General features: G+C 61.9%; 17 protein-coding genes, 1 tRNA gene and 1 pseudogene. 11 read left to right on the top strand and 8 right to left on the bottom strand.

The genetic code is table 11. From position 1 onward, the window contains the following. Positions 1-148: 148 nt before the first annotated feature. Positions 149-1,522 (top strand): transglycosylase SLT domain-containing protein, encoded by a 1,374-nt coding sequence (locus ACLIKD_RS04465; RefSeq protein WP_428827336.1) that lies wholly within the window; start codon positions 149-151, stop codon positions 1,520-1,522. Between the two features lie 33 nt (positions 1,523-1,555). On the opposite strand, the gene ACLIKD_RS04460 is transcribed toward ACLIKD_RS04465, so the two are convergent. The 5 genes from ACLIKD_RS04460 to ACLIKD_RS04440 form a co-directional block, all read right to left on the bottom strand. Next, positions 1,556-3,535: a dipeptide ABC transporter ATP-binding protein gene (locus tag ACLIKD_RS04460; protein ID WP_428827335.1), complete on the bottom strand. Its 1,980-nt coding sequence runs from the start codon at positions 3,533-3,535 to the stop codon at positions 1,556-1,558. Continuing rightward, entirely contained in the window at positions 3,536-4,936 is a 1,401-nt protein-coding gene (locus ACLIKD_RS04455) for an ABC transporter permease (RefSeq protein WP_428827334.1), read from the bottom strand. Beyond that, the gene (locus ACLIKD_RS04450) at positions 4,933-5,910 is read right to left on the bottom strand and encodes an ABC transporter permease (protein ID WP_428827333.1); all 978 of its coding nucleotides are present in this window, start codon (positions 5,908-5,910) and stop codon (positions 4,933-4,935) included. The genes ACLIKD_RS04455 and ACLIKD_RS04450 overlap by 4 nt, the downstream gene beginning before the upstream one ends. 7 nt (positions 5,911-5,917) lie before the next feature. Further along, a complete protein-coding gene (locus tag ACLIKD_RS04445) occupies positions 5,918-7,444 on the bottom strand; it encodes a hypothetical protein (RefSeq protein ID WP_428827332.1) in 1,527 nt (508 codons plus the stop codon). Positions 7,445-7,540: 96 nt separating this feature from the next. After that, positions 7,541-7,628, bottom strand: a tRNA-Ser gene (locus ACLIKD_RS04440). 99 nt (positions 7,629-7,727) lie between these two features. Between ACLIKD_RS04440 and mltF the strand changes: the two genes are divergently transcribed. Next, on the top strand, positions 7,728-9,077 hold the full coding sequence (gene mltF / locus ACLIKD_RS04435) for a membrane-bound lytic murein transglycosylase MltF (protein ID WP_428827331.1): 1,350 nt from the start codon (positions 7,728-7,730) through the stop codon (positions 9,075-9,077). Here the strand turns inward: mltF and serS are convergent. After that, on the bottom strand, positions 9,067-10,347 hold the full coding sequence (serS, locus tag ACLIKD_RS04430; RefSeq protein ID WP_428827330.1) for a serine--tRNA ligase: 1,281 nt from the start codon (positions 10,345-10,347) through the stop codon (positions 9,067-9,069). The two genes, mltF and serS, sit on opposite strands and share 11 nt — an antisense overlap. A gap of 144 nt (positions 10,348-10,491) precedes the next feature. On the opposite strand from serS, the gene ACLIKD_RS04425 reads away from it, so the two are divergent. Continuing rightward, on the top strand, positions 10,492-11,370 hold the full coding sequence (locus ACLIKD_RS04425) for a M14 family zinc carboxypeptidase (protein WP_428827329.1): 879 nt from the start codon (positions 10,492-10,494) through the stop codon (positions 11,368-11,370). A 72-nt stretch (positions 11,371-11,442) separates the two neighbouring features. Here ACLIKD_RS04425 and ACLIKD_RS04420 read toward each other — a convergent pair whose 3' ends face one another. Then, positions 11,443-12,762 carry a replication-associated recombination protein A gene (locus ACLIKD_RS04420; RefSeq protein WP_428827328.1) on the bottom strand — a complete coding sequence of 440 codons (1,320 nt, stop codon included), beginning with the start codon at positions 12,760-12,762 and terminating at the stop codon, positions 11,443-11,445. 6 nt (positions 12,763-12,768) lie between these two features. After that, positions 12,769-13,751, bottom strand: a pseudogene (locus tag ACLIKD_RS04415) (integron integrase). Between the two features lie 943 nt (positions 13,752-14,694). On the opposite strand from ACLIKD_RS04415, the gene ACLIKD_RS04410 reads away from it, so the two are divergent. From ACLIKD_RS04410 to urtA, 8 genes are all read left to right on the top strand, one after another. After that, a complete protein-coding gene (locus tag ACLIKD_RS04410) occupies positions 14,695-15,060 on the top strand; it encodes a hypothetical protein (protein WP_428827327.1) in 366 nt (121 codons plus the stop codon). Between the two features lie 139 nt (positions 15,061-15,199). Then, a complete protein-coding gene (locus tag ACLIKD_RS04405; RefSeq protein ID WP_428827326.1) occupies positions 15,200-15,547 on the top strand; it encodes a GFA family protein in 348 nt (115 codons plus the stop codon). A gap of 55 nt (positions 15,548-15,602) precedes the next feature. Further along, positions 15,603-16,055, top strand: coding sequence for a DUF3788 domain-containing protein (locus tag ACLIKD_RS04400; RefSeq protein ID WP_428827325.1), 453 nt, complete (start codon positions 15,603-15,605; stop codon positions 16,053-16,055). 96 nt (positions 16,056-16,151) lie between these two features. Continuing rightward, positions 16,152-16,832 carry a hypothetical protein gene (locus ACLIKD_RS04395; RefSeq protein ID WP_428827324.1) on the top strand — a complete coding sequence of 227 codons (681 nt, stop codon included), beginning with the start codon at positions 16,152-16,154 and terminating at the stop codon, positions 16,830-16,832. A gap of 77 nt (positions 16,833-16,909) precedes the next feature. Then, positions 16,910-17,461, top strand: coding sequence for a dihydrofolate reductase family protein (locus ACLIKD_RS04390; protein ID WP_428827323.1), 552 nt, complete (start codon positions 16,910-16,912; stop codon positions 17,459-17,461). 267 nt (positions 17,462-17,728) lie between these two features. Beyond that, entirely contained in the window at positions 17,729-17,929 is a 201-nt protein-coding gene (locus ACLIKD_RS04385) for a hypothetical protein (protein ID WP_428827322.1), read from the top strand. Positions 17,930-18,038: 109 nt separating this feature from the next. Continuing rightward, complete coding sequence (locus ACLIKD_RS04380) at positions 18,039-18,836, top strand: class I SAM-dependent methyltransferase (RefSeq protein ID WP_428827321.1); 798 nt, start codon at positions 18,039-18,041, stop codon at positions 18,834-18,836. Positions 18,837-18,957: 121 nt separating this feature from the next. After that, positions 18,958-20,220: an urea ABC transporter substrate-binding protein gene (gene urtA / locus ACLIKD_RS04375; RefSeq protein WP_428827320.1), complete on the top strand. Its 1,263-nt coding sequence runs from the start codon at positions 18,958-18,960 to the stop codon at positions 20,218-20,220. The last annotated feature ends 36 nt before the right edge of the window (positions 20,221-20,256 follow it).

Here is a 20,256-nt window from a genome sequence, read left to right as displayed (position 1 = left end):
TTCGCGCCAGGAGTTACCCATTCAACACCGCAACGTTCTGTCGCTGTTTCGCCGTTTTGCCGGCGCCTGCCTGGGCGCTACTGCCCTGACGCTCGCCCTGCCGATGCTGGCTGATGCAGCCGACAACACCCCGCTGGATTCCCTGCAAATGTCCTCACCGAGCGACGCAGAAACCGGATCCCCGGACGGCGCCCTGACCATCCATGAAGTGCGTGCTGCGCTGCAGCCGCCAACGACCATCGACCTGACGGCCGAGACCGACAATCTGTGGGATCGCATCCGCAACGGTTTTGCGATGACCAATCTCAATGATGACCTGGTGCTGCGCCACCAGCACTGGTATCAGAGTCATCCGGATGCCCTGCGCCGGATGGTCGAACGCAGTCGCCCCTATCTGCATCACATCGTCGAAGAACTCGAAGCGCGTGGCATGCCGACCGAACTGGCGCTGCTGCCGATGGTCGAAAGCTCGTTCAACCCGATGGCCTACTCGCGGTCGCATGCCTCGGGCCTGTGGCAGTTCATTCCGGCAACCGGCAAGCGTTTCAATCTGGAACAGAACTGGTGGCAGGACCAACGCCGCGATATCGTCGCCTCGACCGATGCGGCGCTCGAATACCTGCAAACCATTTACGACATGCATGGCGACTGGCATCTGGCGCTGGCTTCCTACAACTGGGGCGAAGGCGCCGTCAAACGCGCCGTCGACAAAAACAACGCCCGGGGCCTGCCGGCCGATTACGCCAGCCTGACCATGCCGAACGAAACCCGGAACTACGTCCCCAAGCTGCAGGCCCTGAAGAACATCTTCGGCAACCCGGTCCTGATGGTCCAGCTCGGCCTGCCGGAAATCCTCAACCGTCCGTATTTCGCGACCATCGATACCGAACGGGCGATCGATGTAAAAACCGCCGCCCGGCTGGCCAACATGCCGGTCGAGGATTTCCTGGCGCTCAACCCGTCACATAACCGCCCCGTCATCCACGCGGATTCGGCAGTTGTGCTGCCGGCCGACAAACTGGCGATTTTCCGCAGCAACCTCGAAAAAAATTCAGCGCGGCTGACCGAATGGCAGACCTACACGCTGAAGAATGGCGAAAAGCTCGACAAGGTCGCGCCACGCTTCGGTATCGCCTTGCCCGAATTGCTGCGGATCAACGGCCTGCCGGTCAAGGTTCGTCTGGGGGCCGGCTCGACGCTGCTCGTCCCGGCCGGCGACGGAGCCGAGGACCTGGGTAATCTGCAAAGCGTCGCCGCCCCGCAACAGATCATCGAACCGGAACCGGTCGCCCCGACGCGCAACAGCCGGGCGGCCACCGGCAAGACCGCCAAGGCGCCGGCCAAGGGCGGCGGCAAGGCGACCATCCAGGTCAGCAGCAAAGGCGCCAAGCCGCTCGCCAAAGCGCCTGCCAAGCTGCCCACCAAGCCAGCCGCCAAGGCCGACACCAGCAAAAAAGCTGCCCCGGCCAAGCCGGCCACGCCAAGCAAGGGTGGCAAGCCGGGCAAAGGGCGACGCAACTGATTTTTGCCGGCGATCGATAAGCGAAAAGCTGCCTTAAACCGCCCGCCAATGGCAGTTGACCGTATGGGTCGCTGAAACCTCGCTGCTTTCCGGGTAGCTCTCCCGGCAGACCGCCATGACGTGCGGACAGCGCGGATGAAAGTGGCAGCCCGACGGCGGATTGGCCGGCGACGGCGTTTCTCCCGGCAAACGGACGACCGCACTTTGGCCATCGAGGCGAGGCACCGGCACCGCCGACAACAGGGCCCGGGTGTAAGGATGGCGCGGTGAGCGCAGCACTTCTTCCGCCCTGCCCCGTTCGACAATGCGGCCGAGATACATCACCGCCACATCGTGCGCCAGATATTCGACCACCGCGAAGTTATGGGTGATGAACAGGTAGGCGACGCCCAGTTCTTCCTGCAACTTCTTCAACAGATTGAGAATCTGCGCCTGCACCGAGACATCGAGCGCCGAGGTCGGCTCATCGCAGATCAGCAGTTCCGGCTGCACGGCCAGGGCGCGGGCAATGGCGATGCGCTGCCGCTGGCCGCCGGAGAACTCATGCGGATAACGCCCGGCTGCTTCGTCCGGCAGCCCGACCTGGCTGAGCAAGGCGGACAGCGCTTCCGCCTGCGTCGCCCGGTCGGCGGTCAGAGCCAGCGCCGCCATCCCCTCGGCAATGATCTCGCCGACCCGCATCCGTGGATTGAGCGACGCGAACGGATCCTGGAACACCATCTGCATGTGTCGCCGGGCGGCGCGCAGGCGCTTTGGCTTCATGCCGACCAGCTCGCGGTTAGCGAGCTTGACGCTGCCGGCCGTCGGCTGGATCAGTTGCAACAAGGCCTTGCCGACCGTCGTCTTGCCGCAGCCGGATTCGCCGACCAGGGCCAGCGTGCGGCCGGCCGAGATGGCCAGCGACACGCCATCGACTGCCCGCACATGGCCGACCGTCCGTTGCAGCAAGCCGCGGCGGATCGGGAAATGGACTTTCAAGGCATCGACTTCGAGGAACGGCCGGGCCGGTTCGATTTCCAGCTCGCTGACGGCGTGACGCGCCGGTCCTGCCCCGGCCGCCTCGCCGGTCCAGTGGCAACGGACGACATGGCCTTCGCCGACCGCGCGCCAGGCGGGCGACTCGCTGCGGCACTGGGCCATGACATGGGTGCAGCGGTCGGCAAAACGACAGCCGGCGGGCATGGCCGAAAGCACTGGCACCTGACCAGGAATCGTGGTCAGCCGCAAGCCGCGCCGCGACACTTCCGGCAAGGCGGCAAACAGCGCCTGGGTGTAGGGATGCCGCGGCCGGGTGAAAAATTCCTGGCGACTGGCCACCTCGACCAGTTCGCCGGCGTACATGACGCCAATGCGCTGCGCCATGCGGGCGACGACGCCGAGATCGTGGGTGATCAGCAGCATGCCCATGCCACGCTCCGCCTGCAGGCCGGCCAGCAGGTCGAGGATCTGCGCCTGGACGGTAACGTCGAGGGCGGTGGTCGGCTCGTCGGCGATCAGCAGCTCCGGCTCGCCGGCTAGTGCGATGGCAATCATCACCCGTTGCTTCATGCCGCCCGAGAGCTGGAAGGGATATTCGCCAAGCCGCCGTTCCGGGTCGGCGATGCCGACCAGACGCAGCAATTCGAGCATCCGCCCGGTCGCCGCCTGGCCGACCAGTTGGCGATGGCGTTCGAGCACCTCGCCAATCTGCCGGCCGACGGTGAGCACCGGGTTCAGGCTGGTCGCCGGCTCCTGAAAAATCATCGCCATCCGGCTGCCGCGATAGACGCGCATGTCGGCCTCCGGCAGGGTCAGCAAGGCCTCGCCATCGAGCCGGATGCTGCCGTCGAGAATGCGGCCGGCGGCCGGCAGCAGGCGCATGATGCCCTGCGCCGTGGCCGACTTGCCACAGCCCGACTCGCCGAGCAGGGCAAAGGTTTCGCCTTTGGCAATGGCGAAGGAAATACCGTCCACCGCGGCAAAGGTCTGGCCATTGGCCGTGAAGCCGAGACGGAGATTTTCGACCTGTAACATTTACGCCGCCCTCGGATCGAATGCATCGCGGATCGCGTCGGCGAACAGGTTGGCCGCCAGCACCAGCGTGAACATCGCGACGAAGGCCGCGGCCAGCGACCACCAGACGACCGGTTCGCGGCCCAGTTCCATGCGGGCGTTGTTGATCATCGTGCCGAAACTGTTCATGTTTGGATCGACCCCAATGCCGACGTAGGAGAGTACCGCTTCGGCCAGCACCAGGCCGGAGAAATCCATGACCAGTGCGATGATCACGATGTGCATCAGGTTGGGCAGGATGTGCCGGACGATGATCCGCCAGTTCGAGACGCCGAAAGCCTGCGCCGCCTGGATGTATTCGAGTTCGCGCAGCTTCAGCGTTTCGCCGCGCAGCAGCCGGCACAAGCCGGTCCAGCTGGTGATGCCGAGGATGAAACAGAGCGCCAGCAGGCGCAGATCAGCGCGTTCCGCGGCGGTCGAGAACCATTGCGGGTGGGTGTCGATGACTACCTGCATCATCAGCACGGCGGCGGCGATCAGCAGCACGCCGGGAATCGAGTTGAGCACGGTATAGACGTACTGGATCAGGTCGTCGATCCAGCCGCGAAAATAGCCGGCGACGATGCCGAGCAGCACGGCCATCGGCAGCATCACCAGGGTCGTCACCAGGCCGATGATCAACCCGGTGCGCACGCTTTTCAGCACCTGATAGAGCACGTCCTGGCCGACCTTGTCGGTGCCGAAGACGTGGTACTGACCGGCCAGCCAGAGCAGCGGCACGACAAGCAGCAGGATGAAGCCGAGCGCGATCAGCACGGCATTCCAGGCGAACGCCGTTTCGCCGCGCCAGATCTTGCGCCAGCCCGAACCGCCAGCCGCGCCACGACCGGCGACGAGCGAGGCGATGCCGGCCAGGGCCAGCCAGCCGATGCAAGCGGCCAGCCCGGCCCGCAGCGCGGTGAATCCGGCATCGGCCGCCACCTCGGCCTCACGCTCACCGAGATGGACGCCGCCATGCTTCAGGCGCGGGTAGTCGCGGACCGTACCGCCGCCCGGCAGATCGATGCTTTCCTTGGCATAGAGACGGGTGGCAAAGGGTTCGGAATAGGTTTTCTCATTGCGCAAACGCAGCGGTGCAGCGAGCGCATCGAGTACCGACAGCACTTCGATGGCGTAAGTGACTTTCTGCCCCGCCTCGCTGTTCATCTGCACCCGGTAGTGCAGCGAATCGAGCAGGCCGATCAGGACGAAAGCCAGCAGTACGGTGGCCGAGGCCATGCCGACCCGGTTCGCCCCGACCCGACGCCAGGCGGCGAGCAGCGGCGGACTCTTCGCAATCAGCACGCCCAGCCCCAGGGTGGCAGCAACCAGCAGCCAGATCAGCATGTCCGACCACAGCACGACGATCTGGAAGCCGCTCATTCGAAGCGGATCCGCGGATCGACCACGGTATAGGAAATGTCGGTCAGGATCAGGCCGACGATATAGAGCACCGAACCGATGAAGACCATCGACCGGACGACTGCGAAATCCTGCGCATTGATCGCGTCGATGGTGTAACTGCCGAGGCCGGGTATGCCGAAAAAGGACTCGGTGAGCAGCGAGCCCATGAAGAGCAGCGGAATGACGACGACAACCCCGGTCAGGATCGGGATCAACGCGTTGCGCAAGATATGCCGGAAGAACACCACCGTTTCGGGCAGGCCCTTGGCGCGGGCGGTCCGCACGTAATCCTTGCTGACTTCCTCAAGGAAAATGGTGCGATACCAGCGGCTCGATGAGCCGATGCCGGAAACCACCCCGATCAGCACCGGCAGGACCAGGAAGCGCCAAGCCTCCAGCCCGGCGCCATAGCCGGAAATCGGCACCAGCCGCCAGATCTTGCTGATCAGGTACTGGCCGCCGATGATGTAGAACAGGCCGGAAATCGACATCATCGCGACACACAACACGACACCCCAGAAGTCGAAGGCGGTGGCGCGGAAGAAGGCCAGCGTCAGCGCGAAACTGATCGAGGCGAACAACCCGAGAATAAACGTGGGCAGCGCAATGGCCAGCGACGGACCCATCCGCGCCGAAATTTCCCGGGCGATGTCGCGGCCGTCCTCGGCGCGCCCGAAATCGCCGGCGAACATGCGCGCCGATTTCGCGAAGAACACGGTGTCGGTGACGACCGCCAGCCCGCTGGCCGCCGCATTGATCATCAGCGGCTTGTCGTAGCCGCGCTCGATTTTCCATTTTTCGATCGCCTCCGGCGTCACCCGCTTCACCCCGAGTTGCATGCGCGCCATGTCATCCGGCGTATTGACGACGAAGAACAGCGCGAAGGTGATCAGATTCACCCCGATCAGAATCGGGATGGCGTAGAGGAGGCGACGAACGATGTAGGCAAGCACAGACGGATTATGCCAAGAGCCGGCCCAGGATGAGCACAATCAGCACAACAATCGCCGCAACCCAGGCGGCCACCGCGTAATCCGAACGCAAGGGTGGCGGGGGCGGCGCCTGCGGATCGCGCAAGGCGTCGGGAAAGACGCGCCGCGGCACCGGGATGATCTGCTGCTCGGCCGGGTCTTGCGGCAGCCGCGCCCGGTATTCGACACTGGTTTCCACCGGGTAATCGCCCCAGGCCCGACTGGAGGGAAACTGCGGCACGCGGACCAGCAGGATTTCGGCGACATCCTCGGCCAGAAAATGCTCGAATGCCGTCAGTGGGCGACCGGCCTGCCCACTCGCCAGCTTCAGTAGATCGGCGGCCATTTCCTCGAAGGCGGCAGCCGGATAAAGCCGGGTCCGATCTTCCGTCAGATAATCGAAAATCGCCTTGCCCTTGCTCAGGCTTCGTTCCCGGAGCGTCCGCCAGGGCAGAGCGAACACCGCCTTGAGCCAGCTTTCGGCGCCTCTCGCCGGCACCCGCCAGCCAAGAATGCGCGATGTCGTCACACTGATGCCGGTGCAATTGGCACGGGCATGCTGATAAGCCAGCCGGTGCCGATAGAGCTGCTCGTAAACGCGCGCCATCGCCGATTGCAGGTGCAGCGCCGTGCGCTCTTCCTTGAGCGTCGCCACCAGCATGTAGGACGGCCGATACCAGGCCTGGCCGCTGTTCAGGTCGGCGAGGTAATTGTCGAGCGGCACCGGCGCTGCGATGATGCCCTTCTCGCTTTCCGAATCCAGCGTGTAGAAGTTATTCACCAGCCAGTCGTCGATTGCGCCCTGTTCGCCGATCCGCCCGGTCATCAAGGCGAAATGGCCGCTGTGCGCTTCGTCGTCATCGCCCTGGGCGCCATTCAGCATCAAGCCGAGAACCGGCTGACCGGCCCGCGGCCCGATCAGGCCCGGCCGCCGCCAGAGCGATTCGACGGCAAACGGGCTTTGCGCGCCGCCTCTGGGCTGCGCCCGCAACCACTGACGCACGGCCGCCGGCTCGGGAGCCAGCGCGCTGCTGACCGGGTTTTCCGGCAACCGGAAATCCTCGGGCCACACGGTGTGCGCCACAAAAGCATCTGTCGCAAGGCTTCCCCGGATTTTTACCGGGCGACCGCCGAAGAAGGCCAGGCTACTCGCGTCGAACCAGGATTTGTTGAGCGGCAACCTGGGGACCAGACGCCACGCCAGCGAGTCAGTCCCAACCGCGATCGACCGGCCATCCGCCGCCAGCACGGCATGCTGCAGCACATCGGGCGCCCCGAGCCAGACCAGCGGCGGATAGTGCGGCGCCCCGCCGAGCGGATTCGCCTGGCTCCAGGCCGCCAGATCGGCCCAGACCGGCAAATCGCCCGGAAGACAGGCAGCGGACCAGCCGCGGTGCGGCACGGCGATGGTCTCGTCCTGGAAATACCAGAGTATCTGGGGCGCCACCTCGCCATCCAGCGTACGGCCGGTGGCAATGACGAAGTGCTCGGCGGGAAAAATACCGTAATAAGGCATCAGGTCATTCTGGCCGATCCGGACCATTTGTGGGTTACAATGCGGCCCCTCAAAACAAAAAAGCCCGTGAAATCACGGGCTTATCTGTAATAGCTTTGGCGGAGAGGGTGGGATTCGAACCCACGGTACCTTGCAGTACGCCTGATTTCGAATCAGGTACATTCGACCACTCTGCCACCTCTCCAAAGCGGGCAAGATAATAGCACAAGAGATGCGCTGGACGACAAGATTACTACTACTGATTTTGGTTTTTTTCCCTGCCGCCTGCGGCGAGTGGGGAAGTATGCCGCTGCCTTTTCCGACCCCCGCCCAGCACGACCTCGTCGTTCTGACCAATTCGGGGCCGCTGACCCGCGTCGCCGACGACAACGGCAACGTCAATGGCCTTGAGCACGACCTCGCCGAAGCCTTCGCCCGGGAACTCGGGGTTGCGGTAAAGCATGTCGTTGTTCCGCAAGAAGAAATGGATACCTATCTGGCCCGGGGCAATTACCATCTGGCGGCCGGCTGGCTGTCGCCAGTCGCCGATCGACAGATTCAGGCGACGCCGCCGATTTTCCAGACTCACGACGTTCTGGCCCAGAACGATGCCTCGCTGCCGCTGACCGAACTCGGCCAACTGAGCGGCAAGACCGTGCATGCGATGGCCGGATCGCGTCAGGCCACCAACCTGCATCGGCTGGCCAAAACCATTCCAGAACTCACGGTCGTCGAAGTCCGGGAGGGCGACATTCTCGATCTGCTCGAATCGCTCGGCAATAGCGAGGTCGAACTGGTCGCGATGGACAACAATCTGGAAGACATCGCCAATCAGTTTGTCCCGAACCTGCGGACCTCGCTGATGCTCAGCGAGGAGCAACCGATTGTCTGGCTGCTCGGGCCGCACCCGAACCCGGAACTGGCCGCCCGGGCCAACGCCTTCATCGAGCGCATTCAGCTCGACGGCACGCTGGCCAAGCTGGAAGATCGCTACTTCGGTCACGTTCGCCGCCTGAACCAGGCCGATGTCATCAAGTTCCTCGGGGAGATCGAGACCACCCTGCCGGACCTGCGCAAATTCTTTTACGCCGCGGAAGTCATCAGCGGCATCGACTGGCGACTGATTGCCGCAGTTGCCTATCATGAGTCGCATTGGGATGCGAACGCGACCAGCCCGACCGGCGTGCGCGGCATCATGATGCTGACCGAAGAAACCGCCGACCGGATGAAGGTGAGCAATCGCCTGAATCCGCGCGAGAGCATCGTGGCCGGCGCCCGCTACATCAACCAGCTCAAGGAAATGCAGCCGGACGAGGCACGCGAACCGGACCGCACCTGGCTGGCCCTCGCCTCCTACAACATCGGCCCCGGCCACTTTAACGCGGCCCGCACCATTGCCCGGCAACTCGGCGCCGACCCGACCGCCTGGTTTGAAATGAAACGGATCCTGCCGCTACTGGCCAAGCCCAAATACTACGAGCGGCTGAAATCCGGCCGGGCGCGCGGCGGCGAGGCGGTGATCCTGGTCGAGAACATTCGCAGCTATTACGACATTCTGGTGCGCAACGAGCCGGCCCTGCAGTCGATCTCCAGCAAGATGGAAAAGATGATCGGCCTGCAGGGCGACGGCCCCGGGCTGAAACTCAAGCGCTGAGCTTCTCCAGCCCGCCCATGTAGGGACGGAGCACGGCGGGAACGGTAACGCTGCCATCGGCGTTCTGGAAATTCTCCAGGATGGCGACCAGCGTGCGACCGACGGCCAGGCCGGAACCGTTCAGCGTGTGCACCAGTTCGGTCTTGTTCTTGTCGTTGCGGAAACGCGTCTGCATGCGGCGGGCCTGGAAGGCGCCGAAGTTGGAACACGACGAGATTTCGCGATAGGTATTCTGGGCCGGCAGCCAGACTTCGAGATCGTAGGTCTTGGCGGCGGAGAAACCCATGTCGCCGGAACACAGCGCCATGCGGCGATACGGCAGTTCGAGCTTTTCGAGAATGGTCTCGGCCTGGCGGGTCAGTTCCTCATGCGCTGCGGCGGATTGGTCCGGGTGCACGATCTGCACCAATTCCACCTTGTCGAACTGGTGCTGGCGGATCATGCCGCGCACGTCGCGGCCGCCGGAACCGGCTTCCGAACGGAAGCACGGGGTGTGGCTGACGAACTTCAGCGGCAACGCCTCGGCGGCGAGAATTTCGTCGCGTACGATGTTGGTCACCGGCACTTCGGCGGTCGGGATCAGGTAGAGCGGATCCTGATCGCCGCGCAGCACCTTGAACAGGTCTTCCTCGAACTTCGGCAACTGGCCGGTACCGTTCAGGCTGGCGGCATTGACCAGGTAAGGGACATAGACTTCGGTGTAGCCATGTTCGGCGGTGTGCGTGTCGAGCATGAACTGGGCAAGCGCCCGATGCAGGCGGGCAACGCCGCCCTTGAGCAGCGAGAAGCGGGCACCGGAAATTTTGGCGGCGGTGGCGAAGTCGAGCTGACCGAGTTGCTCGCCGACATCGGTGTGATCCTTGACCGGGAAGTCGAAAACGCGCGGCGTACCCCAGCGCTTGATTTCGACATTGCCGCTTTCATCACTGCCGACCGGCACCGATTCATCGGGAATATTCGGCAACGCGGCGAGGATCGCGTTGAATTTTTCCAGCAGTTCGGCAAGACGGGCTTCCGAAGCCTTCAACTCGTCGCCCAGCGTGCCGACCTGAGCCATCACCTCGGAGGCGTCCTGGCCCTTGCCCTTCAACATGCCGATCTGCTTGGACAGGCTGTTGCGCTGCGCCTGCAAGTCCTGGGTGCGGGTCTGCAGCGTCTTGCGCTCGGCCTCCAGCGCCTTGAATTCGGAAAAGTCGATCGGCTTGCCGCGCTTGGCGAGGCCCTCGGCCACGGCGTCGAGATTGGAGCGAAGTTGTTGGATGTCGAGCATGTTTTTTCCTGATTTTGGTCGGTCGACCGCAGCAATTATGGCAAAAGGCCGATTATACGCGATGCGACTGGAGGCCCGCGGCACGTGGGACAAGCGCCCGTTCGGGGATTATCATGGTCGGCACGAATGCCGTCCGCCCCCCTCATGCCCAAGCCCTTCCGCCACTACCTGCCAGCCCTCACCCTGCTTCTTCCCGTCACCTGCTTTCCGGCGGCCCCGGCGAGCACGCCGCAGCAATGGTGCGCGGCGATCGGCGAGCGCCTCGGCAGCGTCCCGCCGGCGCTTTGCCACAAGCTTCAGTTGCAGGCCGCCCCGATCCAGTCCGTCAGGCACAACGCCCTGATGTTCCGCGACCTGCCACCAGCTCCGCGCAAAATTGCCAGCCTTGGCGCCCCACCGAAACGGCCACTACGCATCCTGCTGGTCGGGGGCATCCACGGCGACGAACTGACTTCGGCGTCGATTGTCTTCCGCTGGCTGCAATGGGTCGATGAAGCCGAACCCGGGCAGTACCACTGGCGGGTCATTCCGGTGGCCAACCCGGACGGCCTTCTGGCCAGCCCGGCGCAACGGATGAATGCCAACGGCGTCGATCTCAACCGTAACTTCCCGACCCCCGACTGGCACAGCAACGCCCACAACTACTGGGCCAGCAAGACCCAGCGCGACCCGCGCCGCTTCCCCGGCAAGGACGCGATGTCGGAGCAGGAAACCCGCTGGCTGCACGACCAGATCGAAAGCTTCAAGCCGAACCTGATTGTCAGTGTCCACGCCCCGTTCGGCATCCTCGACTTCGACGGCCCGGCCCGCCAGCCGCGCCGCTTCGGCAGCCTCAGCCTCAACCGGCTGGGCATCTATCCGGGTTCGCTCGGCAATTACGGCGGGGAGCACAAAAACACCCCGGTCATCACCATCGAGCTGCCGCACGCGACCAGCATGCCGCCGCTGCGCGAACAGCGGAAAATATGGGACGACATGCTGAGCTGGATACGGCAGAACCTGGCCAACAAGAATCTTTCGTGATTTAGCCAAGAACTTTGGCACCGGCCGGCCCTGATCGAGCCGCCGACCGGGCAATGGTTTGCCCCTGATCCCTTATTTCTTGCGGGCCTGGCGATCCAGTTCGCGCAGGTGCTGCAGCTTCTCGCCGATCTTGCCTTCCAGACCGCGCGGCGTCGGCTGATACCAGCCCGGCTCCGGCATGCCTTCCGGCAGGTAGCTTTCGCCAGCGGCATAGGCTTCCGGCTCGTCGTGCGCATAGCGGTAGGCATGGCCGTAGCCGAGTTCCTTCATCAGCTTGGTCGGCGCATTGCGCAGATGCACCGGCACCGGCTGCGAACCGGCCTTGCTGACAAAGGCCCGCGCCTGGTTGTAGGCCATGTAGCCGGCATTCGACTTGGCGGCGACGGCCAGGTAGATCACCGCCTGACCGAGCGCCAGTTCGCCTTCCGGCGAGCCGAGCCGTTCGTAGGTTGCTGCCGCATCGTTGGCAATCTGCATGGCGCGCGGGTCGGCCAGACCGATGTCTTCCCAGGCCATGCGGATGATCCGCCGGGCCAGGTAGCGCGGGTCGGCGCCACCGTCGAGCATGCGGGTGAACCAGTAGAGCGCCGCATCCGGATTGGAACCGCGCACCGACTTGTGCAGGGCCGAAATCTGGTCGTAGAAGGCATCGCCGCCCTTGTCGAAACGGCGCAAGCTCTGGGCCAGCGCGGCCTCGATAAAAGCCCCGTCCACCAGGGTCAAACCCGCCGCATGGGCCGCCGTGCGGACCTGTTCGAGCAGATTGAGCAGACGCCGGGCATCGCCGTCGGCCAAGCCGACCAGGCGTTCGCGAGCGCTTGCGTCGAATTCGAGATCGGCCAGCGCCCGTTCGCGGGCCCGGTCGAAGAGCTGCCCCATTTCGCTCTCGTCGAGCGATTTCAGCACATAGACCGAAGCCCTGGAGAGCAGCGCCGAGTTGACCTCGAACGAGGGGTTCTCGGTCGTCGCACCGATGAAGGTAAACAAGCCGGATTCGACGAAAGGCAAGAAGCCGTCCTGCTGCGCCTTGTTGAAGCGGTGGATTTCATCGACGAAGAGGATGGTGCGCTTGCCCTGGGCCCGCCACATCTCGGCCTGCACCACCGCCTCGCGCACTTCCTTGATGCCGGAAAACACTGCCGACAAGGCAATGAACTCGCACTTGAACTGCGTCGCCATCATCCGCGCCAGCGTCGTCTTGCCCACCCCGGGCGGCCCCCACAGGATCATCGAATGCGGCTGGCCGGATGCAAACGCCAGGCGCAGCGGCTTGCCGGGGCCGAGCAGATGCTGCTGCCCGATCACCTCGTCCGGCGTTTGCGGGCGCAGTTGCTCGGCCAGCGGCTGGTTGAGAGTTGGATCGACGGTGGGGGGAAAAAGGTCTTCAGACATTGTTCTTTAAATGGTATCGAGCGGTGAAGTCACGCCGCGCCCTCCCTTGTTCAGCACATGCGTATAAATCATCGTGGTAGCCACGTCCGCATGCCCGAGCAATTCCTGCACGGTGCGGATATCGTAACCGGACTGCAGCAGATGCGTCGCGAAAGAATGGCGCAAGGTATGCGGCGTCGCCAGCTTGACCAGGCCGCTGGCCTGCACCGCCTTCTTCACTGCCCGCTGCACCGCCTTCTCGTCGAGATGATGGCGGCGCTCCTCGCCACTGCGCGGATCGAGCGAATAGCCCAAGGCTGGAAAGACGTACTGCCAGGACCACTCACTGGCCGCATGCGGATATTTCCTGTCGAGCGCATCCGGCATATATACCGCCGCCCGCCGGTCTGGTCATCCAGATACAACTGGCGGCGCCAGCGCAAATGATCTTGCAGGGGCGGAATCAGCGATTGCGGCAGCATATTCACCCGATCCTTCGCCCCCTTGCCATCGCGTACCACGATCTCGGCCCGCTCAAAATCGACATCGTTGACCCGCAGACGAACACATTCCATCAAACGCATGCCAGTGCCGTAAAGCAGACGCGCCATCAGCCCGGGCAAGCCGCTCATGCGATCGAGCAAGGCGCCAACTTCCCTGCCGCGTCAACACCACCGGCAAGCGCTGCGGCTGCTTGGCCCGCACCACGCCATCCAGCCAGGGCAGATTGATCCCCAGCACCTCGCGATAGAGGAAAAGCAAGGCGGACAAGGCCTGATTCTGTGTCGATGCCGCCACCCGCCCATCGACGGCAAGATATGTCAAAAAAGCCTCCACCTCCGCCACCCCCATCTCCATCGATGTCGTTTGCCATGAAACAGGATGAAACGCCGTATCCATTGCAGATATTGTGTTTCGGTTCGAATGCTGTAATGCTTCAACCGCAAGCGATCGCGTACCAGATCCAACAATTTCGGTGCCGGTGGTGCAGAATTTATTTCGCCAGCCATGATATTCCCCCAAAGAACTAGACAAATCATGATGTTAGCATTCACCATCCGATCATATACACCACCACTGCAGGAAGTAGGCACCTGCATAGGTGCCTACTGAACGTTGGAACCTATGCGCCAGCTATCACTGCCAGTCTCTCTTTGCCACGTAAACTGTGCCAAGTGCGGGTTTCCGGTTGAGTTTCAGTTTTTTGAAAGTGGCGCCGGTGGTGACTTCGCCACTTTTCTTGGGCGAACGACGCAAAGTGTTTATCGGTTAGATTTGGGGCAAATAGGTTATCTCGGTAAGAGCAAGAGCGAGTTGCTTGCCCCTGCTATTGAGCAAGAGCAAGGTGCCAATAACTTGCTTCGTGTCCCAGGGCAATTGAATTGCAAGTTCTGTGGGACTCCAGTCGCAACAAAAAACTATGCAATTGACAGTGAGATCAATATCAATGCCTACCTGCTATAGGACCGTCGGTTCTAACCCTGCAATCAACCCGACCGGCCTGACGGCCGTCGGGTTATTTCCACGTTATGCATAAAGGTCTGCGCATACTTCTGGCATCAACTGCCGCTCTCTGCAGCTTGCCTGCATTTGCATGGCTTGCGGCAGAGCTTGCTGCCTACTACGAGATGTTCTCGACCGGTATGAACTCTCAGGCCGAGTTGGGTGAAGACCTAGGGTTTGGCATTCTCTTATTCATGGTCGTCCCGCCATTCACATTGGCTGGCGCAGCGTTTGTCTGGTGGATTGTTTGGTCTCGCACTGGGCACTCGAACCCCCCCCTCTCGAATGGAGACACCAATGCATAACATCCCGCTCCAGCCGACCGTCAAAAAGCTGCGCTTTTTGCCGTCGGCTGATCTGCGTTAGAGGGCAAACCCATTCCCATGCCTACACCTAGCTTCACGATGCGGACATGAACACTATTTTTCTACAACGTCGCTCGGCACCTTGATGCAGCCTTCATTATTTCCATCCGATGAAGCATTACCGACATGGCTTCATACTTTATTGCTCATTCTTATTGTTTCGCCGTTCGCAGGTTTCCTGTTTTGGTTTGGCGTCAGCGCGATTACTAGCGCACACCTGGACCCGTTGAGCGGTCCGGAATTTGGGCAGTTCTTTTTCGGACCTTCTCCGCTTGAAGGCAAGGCGGCCAGGGTGGCCGGAGTCTCTTTGATCGCCTTTGGCGGTTCTTTCATGGCGATCGCCTTTAGGTTTTCACGCCTTGCAGGCGATAACAGACTGCCACGTTTACTGCCGTGGATTTTGCTGGCCATATCCCAGATATTGTCGCTATGGGCAAAGTCAATCGCATAAATTGTCATGCCTGATCCATTGTCCAAGGGACGCGTCGCGATGGAGCAGCCTCACTTACCTTGAACATTGGGCGTCACAAGGCAACATTGCAACCTCCATCACCGCAATCACCAAACCCGGAAATGAAAGGAGCTAGACAATGATCTACAAAGGCAGTTGTCACTGTGGGCAAATTGCATTCGAGGTCGAGGGCGAACTGACCCAGGTCGCCGATTGCAACTGTTCAATCTGCTCCCGGATTGGGGCGCTGCACTGGTTCGTCGCAAGAGATGCGCTGCGCTTGCTGACGCCGGAAAGCAACCTTGCTACCTACACCTTCGGAAAGCACGTCATCAAGCATCACTTCTGCCCGAAATGCGGCATTCATCCTTTCGGCGAAGGAACTGATCCTTCGGGGAATCGCAAGGCGGCGGTCAATGCTCGCTGCCTTGAGGACGTCGACCTTTCGTCGCTCCCGGTGATGCACCTTGATGGCCGCTCGCGCTAGGCCATTGTCGAAACACCAAACCGAGCAGCGCAGGAGACCTTATGCCGAGGAATAAATGAACGAGTCTGCGAATCGGATGACCGAACCCGGCACCCCGCCAACCAATTCGGCAGTTGCCGACTGGCTTGGCGAGGATGCTTACCGATACTGGGAACTGATCAGGCAATTGATTGAGCAGAGCTACCCGGGCGTATTTACGCCCGAGTGGCTGTATGGCGGGAAGAAACACGGCTGGTCGCTACGGTACAAGAAGAGCCGCTCATTTTGTACGTTGGTCCCGGAGAAGAATCGCTGTGCGTTGGTAATAGTTTTTGGAACGGACGAGCGGGCAAAAGTTGAAGCAATCAAGAGTGGCCTGACAACCAAGACCCGGATGGAATACGACCGGACGGCCACCTATCATGATGGAAAATGGCTGCTGCTGGTGATCGACACTGACAGCGTCGTAAAGGATGTCATGCTGCTCCTGGCCGTGAAACGGCGACCAATAAATGCCAAGAATGCATAGCCAACCGAGCGAAACGCGAGGCAAATGGCTGGATGCTCTCAGGCGACAGCCGGATGGCTCATGGAAAGCATTTCGCGCCACTTGGAGCAAGCAGGAATGAAACCGAGAATCCGCGTCGAAATCGAGAGCGATCGCCTGTTGCCCAGTTGGGCGGTGACGCATTATCTGCAGCAAACCGAAATCAATTACCTGCGGCTGGTGACGACCCAGGAAATATCGCTGTACGCCCAGCGTGGCTATGACCTCAATCGCCTGGTCGTCGCCACCGAGTCGGCCGATCTTTTTCCCAAGGAGCGGATCTCGATCTCGTCGTTCAAGGGCCAGATCGCGTTGACCGAAACACCCGAAGCGGCCGACCGCTTCTGGAAAATCATCGGCCGCCATGCCCGGCCGATGGTTTTCGTCGCCGATGCCGACAGCGCCGCCTATATCCCGCTCTATGACTACCTGGAATCGGAAGCGCTGGTCATTCGTCGCCTTGAAACCAACTCGCCTTTCAATGCCACACTGGAAGGCATGGCATCGGCCTTGCCCGATCTGATTTACGCCCGGGAGCGGGAGCAGCGGGCGCGCGACGAATGGCGAAATCAGCAAATCGGCCAGGCCGCAAGAAACATTCAGGACATCGCTACCGCCAGCCAGATCATCAACAGCCAGAACGCCCACCCCGGCCTTCGGTCTTATGCCAATCATATGCTTGAGCTGTTGCTGGAAAATCAACAGAAACTCAACGAGTCGGCTGGCATTACCGTGCGCCGAATCGACCAGGTTGTTTAATCACCCAACCGGGCGTCCACACCAGACCCAACGCCACGCTCGTGGACCATTTTTTGTGCATCGCGGAGGTATACCCCATGAGCGCCAAGGCATCCGTGTTCATCGCCACCAGCCTGGACGGATTCATCGCCAGAGCCGATGGCAGTATCGACTGGCTCGATGCGGCAAACACCCTCGTACCGAGCGGCGAGGACTGTGGATACAGCGCGTTCATGGAAACGGTCGATGTCCTGGTCATGGGAAAAAATACCTTCGCCACAGTGTCGTCGTTTGGTGCATGGCCCTATGCGGACAAGAAAGTCGTGGTGTTGAGCAGCAAGCCGCTCCAGGTTCCGGTCGAACTGTCAGGCAAGGTCTCGACGTCCGCCGAATCGCCCGCCGTATTGCTTGAGCGGTTGTCCGCAGCTGGTGCCAAACGCCTGTATGTCGATGGCGGCATGACCATTCAGCGCTTCCTGGCCGCCGGACTGATCGACGACATCACCATCACCCTGATCCCGGTGCTGCTCGGCCACGGCAGGCCGCTGTTCGGCCCGATGAAAAACGACGTCCCACTGGTGCACGTTGCCACCAAGACATTCGAGTTCGGGTTTGTCCAGCTTCAGTATCGCGTCGCACGCCACACTTGAGGCGGCGCGCATTCCTGCCCCATTGTGCGAGGTATCTGGTAGGCTTCGCCCCTTGCCTGATCCGGCGAGCTTGCCCAGAAAAGCGGTAGCAAGCCCAGCGCCAGAATGCCTCCTTGAATTTGAAGGAGGAACAGCAAAGTTACCAGCCAGCGTTTTGTAGTGCGGAATATCCAGTGCCTGTCGCCGACCTGGCCCGGCACCAAGCTTCCTCATTCGACGCCTTTTTTTCCTGTTTCATCTGCCATTTTGGCGATTAGAGGAGGCCTCTTGGCCAAACCAAACTACCAGTTCGAAAAACGCCAACGAGATCTCGCCAAGAAAAACAAGCAGGAAGAAAAGCGACGCCAGAAGCTGGCCGGCAACGCGGCCGACAAACCGGCGGACGATGAATCGGAAAACCCGGCCGACAGCGCCAGCCCGACGCCGGGCGATGCCAGCGCCAGCGAAAGCGACACCAGCCCGAAGTAGCACTACCCTGTTGCCGGGAACCGCGCTGGAGTCAGGACACCCAGCCGTTCCGCCGCGGCAACAGCGAGGCACCCCCGCCAGACGGGCGGGACTGAAACAGAGATAGCACGTGACCGACGACACCCAGGCAAAAATTCGCATCGAGGCAATGGCCCCGGAGTTTTCCGACGCGGCACGCGCCCTGGCCGATCAACTCGGCTTGCCGCTCGCCGGCGAAAGCGAATTTGCCCTGCAACTTGGCGCCCACGGCCTGCAATTGCAGGCGCTGGGCGTCGAGCCATCCGGGCCGGTGCGCGTCGATTTCGTCGAGGGACCGTTGGCCCACCGCCGTCAGCAAGGCGGCGGCAGCGGCCAGATGATTGCCAAGGCGGTCGGCATCCAGCCGGGTATTCGCCCGGTCATCCTCGATGTGACCGCTGGTCTCGGCCGCGATGCCTTTGTGTTGGCCCAGCTCGGTTGTCAGGTCACGCTGATCGAACGCCAGCCGCTGGTCGTCGCCTTGCTCGCCGACGGCCTGCGGCGCGGCCTTGTCGACCAGGAAGTCCGGCCGATTATCGAGCGCATGGATTTGCGCGCCGGCAATGCCATTGAACTGATGCAGGCCTGGTCGGGAGAACCGCCGCAGGTCATCTATCTCGACCCAATGTTCCCGCACCGCGAAAAAAGCTCGCTGGTCAAAAAGGAAATGCGCATCTTTCGTTCCCTGGTCGGCGCTGACGACGATGCGCCGGAACTGCTTCAAGCCGCGCTGGCCCTGGCGAGCCATCGGGTGGTCATCAAGCGGCCGCGCAAGGCGCCGAGCGTCGCCGGTCCGGCGCCGGGCTATACGCTGGAAGGCAAGTCGAGCCGCTTCGACATTTACCCGAAAAAAGCCCTGAAACAGGCCCCCACGCCGGCGACGGCCTGAACGACAGCCGACGGCGCAGGGCTACGCAATCTAACGTATTCCGCCAAAACCGCCCGCTCCTTAATCTGGCGCTGCACTGCAACAACGCAGTAAGACCAGACCCCCAAACCGAGGAGCTTCCATGAGCAACCGTCGCAACTTCATCAAGGCAACCGTACTTTCCGCCGCCCTGGCTTCCATCGGCATGACGGCCCACGCCGCCGACACCATCAAGGTCGGCGTGCTGCACTCCCTGTCCGGCACCATGGCCATTTCCGAGACCGCGCTCAAGGAAACCGTGCTGATGACCATCGAGGAAATCAACAAGTCGGGCGGCGTGCTCGGCAAGAAGCTCGAACCAGTCGTTGTCGACCCGGCCTCCAACTGGCCGCTGTTCGCCGAAAAGGCCCGCCAGCTGCTGACCAAGGACAAGGTCGCCGTGACCTTCGGCTGCTGGACCTCGGTGTCCCGCAAGTCGGTGCTGCCGGTTTACAAGGAACTGAACGGCCTGCTCTTCTACCCGGTCCAGTACGAAGGTGAAGAACTCGAAAAGAACGTCTTCTACACCGGCGCCGCGCCCAACCAGCAAGCCATCCCAGCCGTTGAATACCTGATGTCCAAGGACGGCGGCGAAGCCAAGCGCTTCGTGCTGCTCGGCACCGACTACGTCTATCCGCGCACCACCAACAAGATCCTGCGCGCCTTCCTGAAGTCCAAGGGTGTCGCCGACGCCGACATCATGGAAGACTACACGCCGTTCGGCCACAGCGATTACCAGACCATCATCGCCAAGATCAAGAAGTTCGCCTCCGAAGGCAAGAAGACCGCCGTGGTGTCGACCATCAACGGCGACTCCAACGTGCCGTTCTACAAGGAACTGGGCAATGCCGGCCTGAAGGCCACCGATGTGCCGGTCGTCGCCTTCTCGGTCGGCGAGGAAGAACTGCGTGGCGTCGATACCAAGCCGCTGGTCGGTCATCTGGCTTCGTGGAACTACTTCATGTCGCTGAAGAACCCGGAGAACGACAAGTTCGTGAAGTTGTATCGTGACTGGGCCAAGAAGGCCAAGCTGCCGAACGCCGACAAGGTGGTGACGAATGACCCGATGGAAGCCACCTACATCGGCATCCACATGTGGAAGCAGGCTGTCGAGAAGGCCAAGTCGACCGACACCGACAAGGTCATCGCGGCGATGGCCGGCCAGACCTTCAAGGCGCCGAGCGGCATCGTTTCCAAGATGGACGAAAAGAATCACCACCTGCACAAGTCGGTATTCATCGGCGAAGTGAAGGCCGACGGCCAGTTCAACGTCGTCTGGAAAACGCCCGGCCCGGTCAAGGCCCAGCCGTGGAGCCCGTTCATCACCGGCAACGACAAGAAGAAGGACGAGCCGGAAGTGAAGTAAGCCGGTCGCACTGTCAGTCGCAACAACGGGAGCTTC

The organism is Azonexus sp. IMCC34842 (assembly GCF_050368855.1).
Lineage (GTDB): Bacteria > Pseudomonadota > Gammaproteobacteria > Burkholderiales > Rhodocyclaceae > Azonexus > Azonexus denitrificans_A.
This window is presented reverse-complemented; position numbering and strand designations above follow the sequence as displayed.

What these genes read in the sequence shown, in the direction of transcription:
- ACLIKD_RS04395 (WP_428827324.1), top strand. Translation starts at nt 16,152, where the DNA reads ATGAAACCGAGAATCCGCGTCGAAATCGAGAGCGATCGCCTGTTGCCC.
- ACLIKD_RS04390 (WP_428827323.1), top strand. Translation starts at nt 16,910, where the DNA reads ATGAGCGCCAAGGCATCCGTGTTCATCGCCACCAGCCTGGACGGATTC.
- ACLIKD_RS04445 (WP_428827332.1), bottom strand. Translation starts at nt 7,444, where the DNA reads ATGCCTTATTACGGTATTTTTCCCGCCGAGCACTTCGTCATTGCCACC.
- ACLIKD_RS04400 (WP_428827325.1), top strand. Translation starts at nt 15,603, where the DNA reads ATGAACGAGTCTGCGAATCGGATGACCGAACCCGGCACCCCGCCAACC.
- urtA (WP_428827320.1), top strand. Translation starts at nt 18,958, where the DNA reads ATGAGCAACCGTCGCAACTTCATCAAGGCAACCGTACTTTCCGCCGCC.
- ACLIKD_RS04465 (WP_428827336.1), top strand. Translation starts at nt 149, where the DNA reads ATGTCCTCACCGAGCGACGCAGAAACCGGATCCCCGGACGGCGCCCTG.
- ACLIKD_RS04420 (WP_428827328.1), bottom strand. Translation starts at nt 12,762, where the DNA reads ATGTCTGAAGACCTTTTTCCCCCCACCGTCGATCCAACTCTCAACCAG.
- ACLIKD_RS04460 (WP_428827335.1), bottom strand. Translation starts at nt 3,535, where the DNA reads ATGTTACAGGTCGAAAATCTCCGTCTCGGCTTCACGGCCAATGGCCAG.
- mltF (WP_428827331.1), top strand. Translation starts at nt 7,728, where the DNA reads ATGCCGCTGCCTTTTCCGACCCCCGCCCAGCACGACCTCGTCGTTCTG.
- serS (WP_428827330.1), bottom strand. Translation starts at nt 10,347, where the DNA reads ATGCTCGACATCCAACAACTTCGCTCCAATCTCGACGCCGTGGCCGAG.
- ACLIKD_RS04410 (WP_428827327.1), top strand. Translation starts at nt 14,695, where the DNA reads ATGCAGCCTTCATTATTTCCATCCGATGAAGCATTACCGACATGGCTT.
- ACLIKD_RS04405 (WP_428827326.1), top strand. Translation starts at nt 15,200, where the DNA reads ATGATCTACAAAGGCAGTTGTCACTGTGGGCAAATTGCATTCGAGGTC.
- ACLIKD_RS04425 (WP_428827329.1), top strand. Translation starts at nt 10,492, where the DNA reads ATGCCCAAGCCCTTCCGCCACTACCTGCCAGCCCTCACCCTGCTTCTT.
- ACLIKD_RS04455 (WP_428827334.1), bottom strand. Translation starts at nt 4,936, where the DNA reads ATGAGCGGCTTCCAGATCGTCGTGCTGTGGTCGGACATGCTGATCTGG.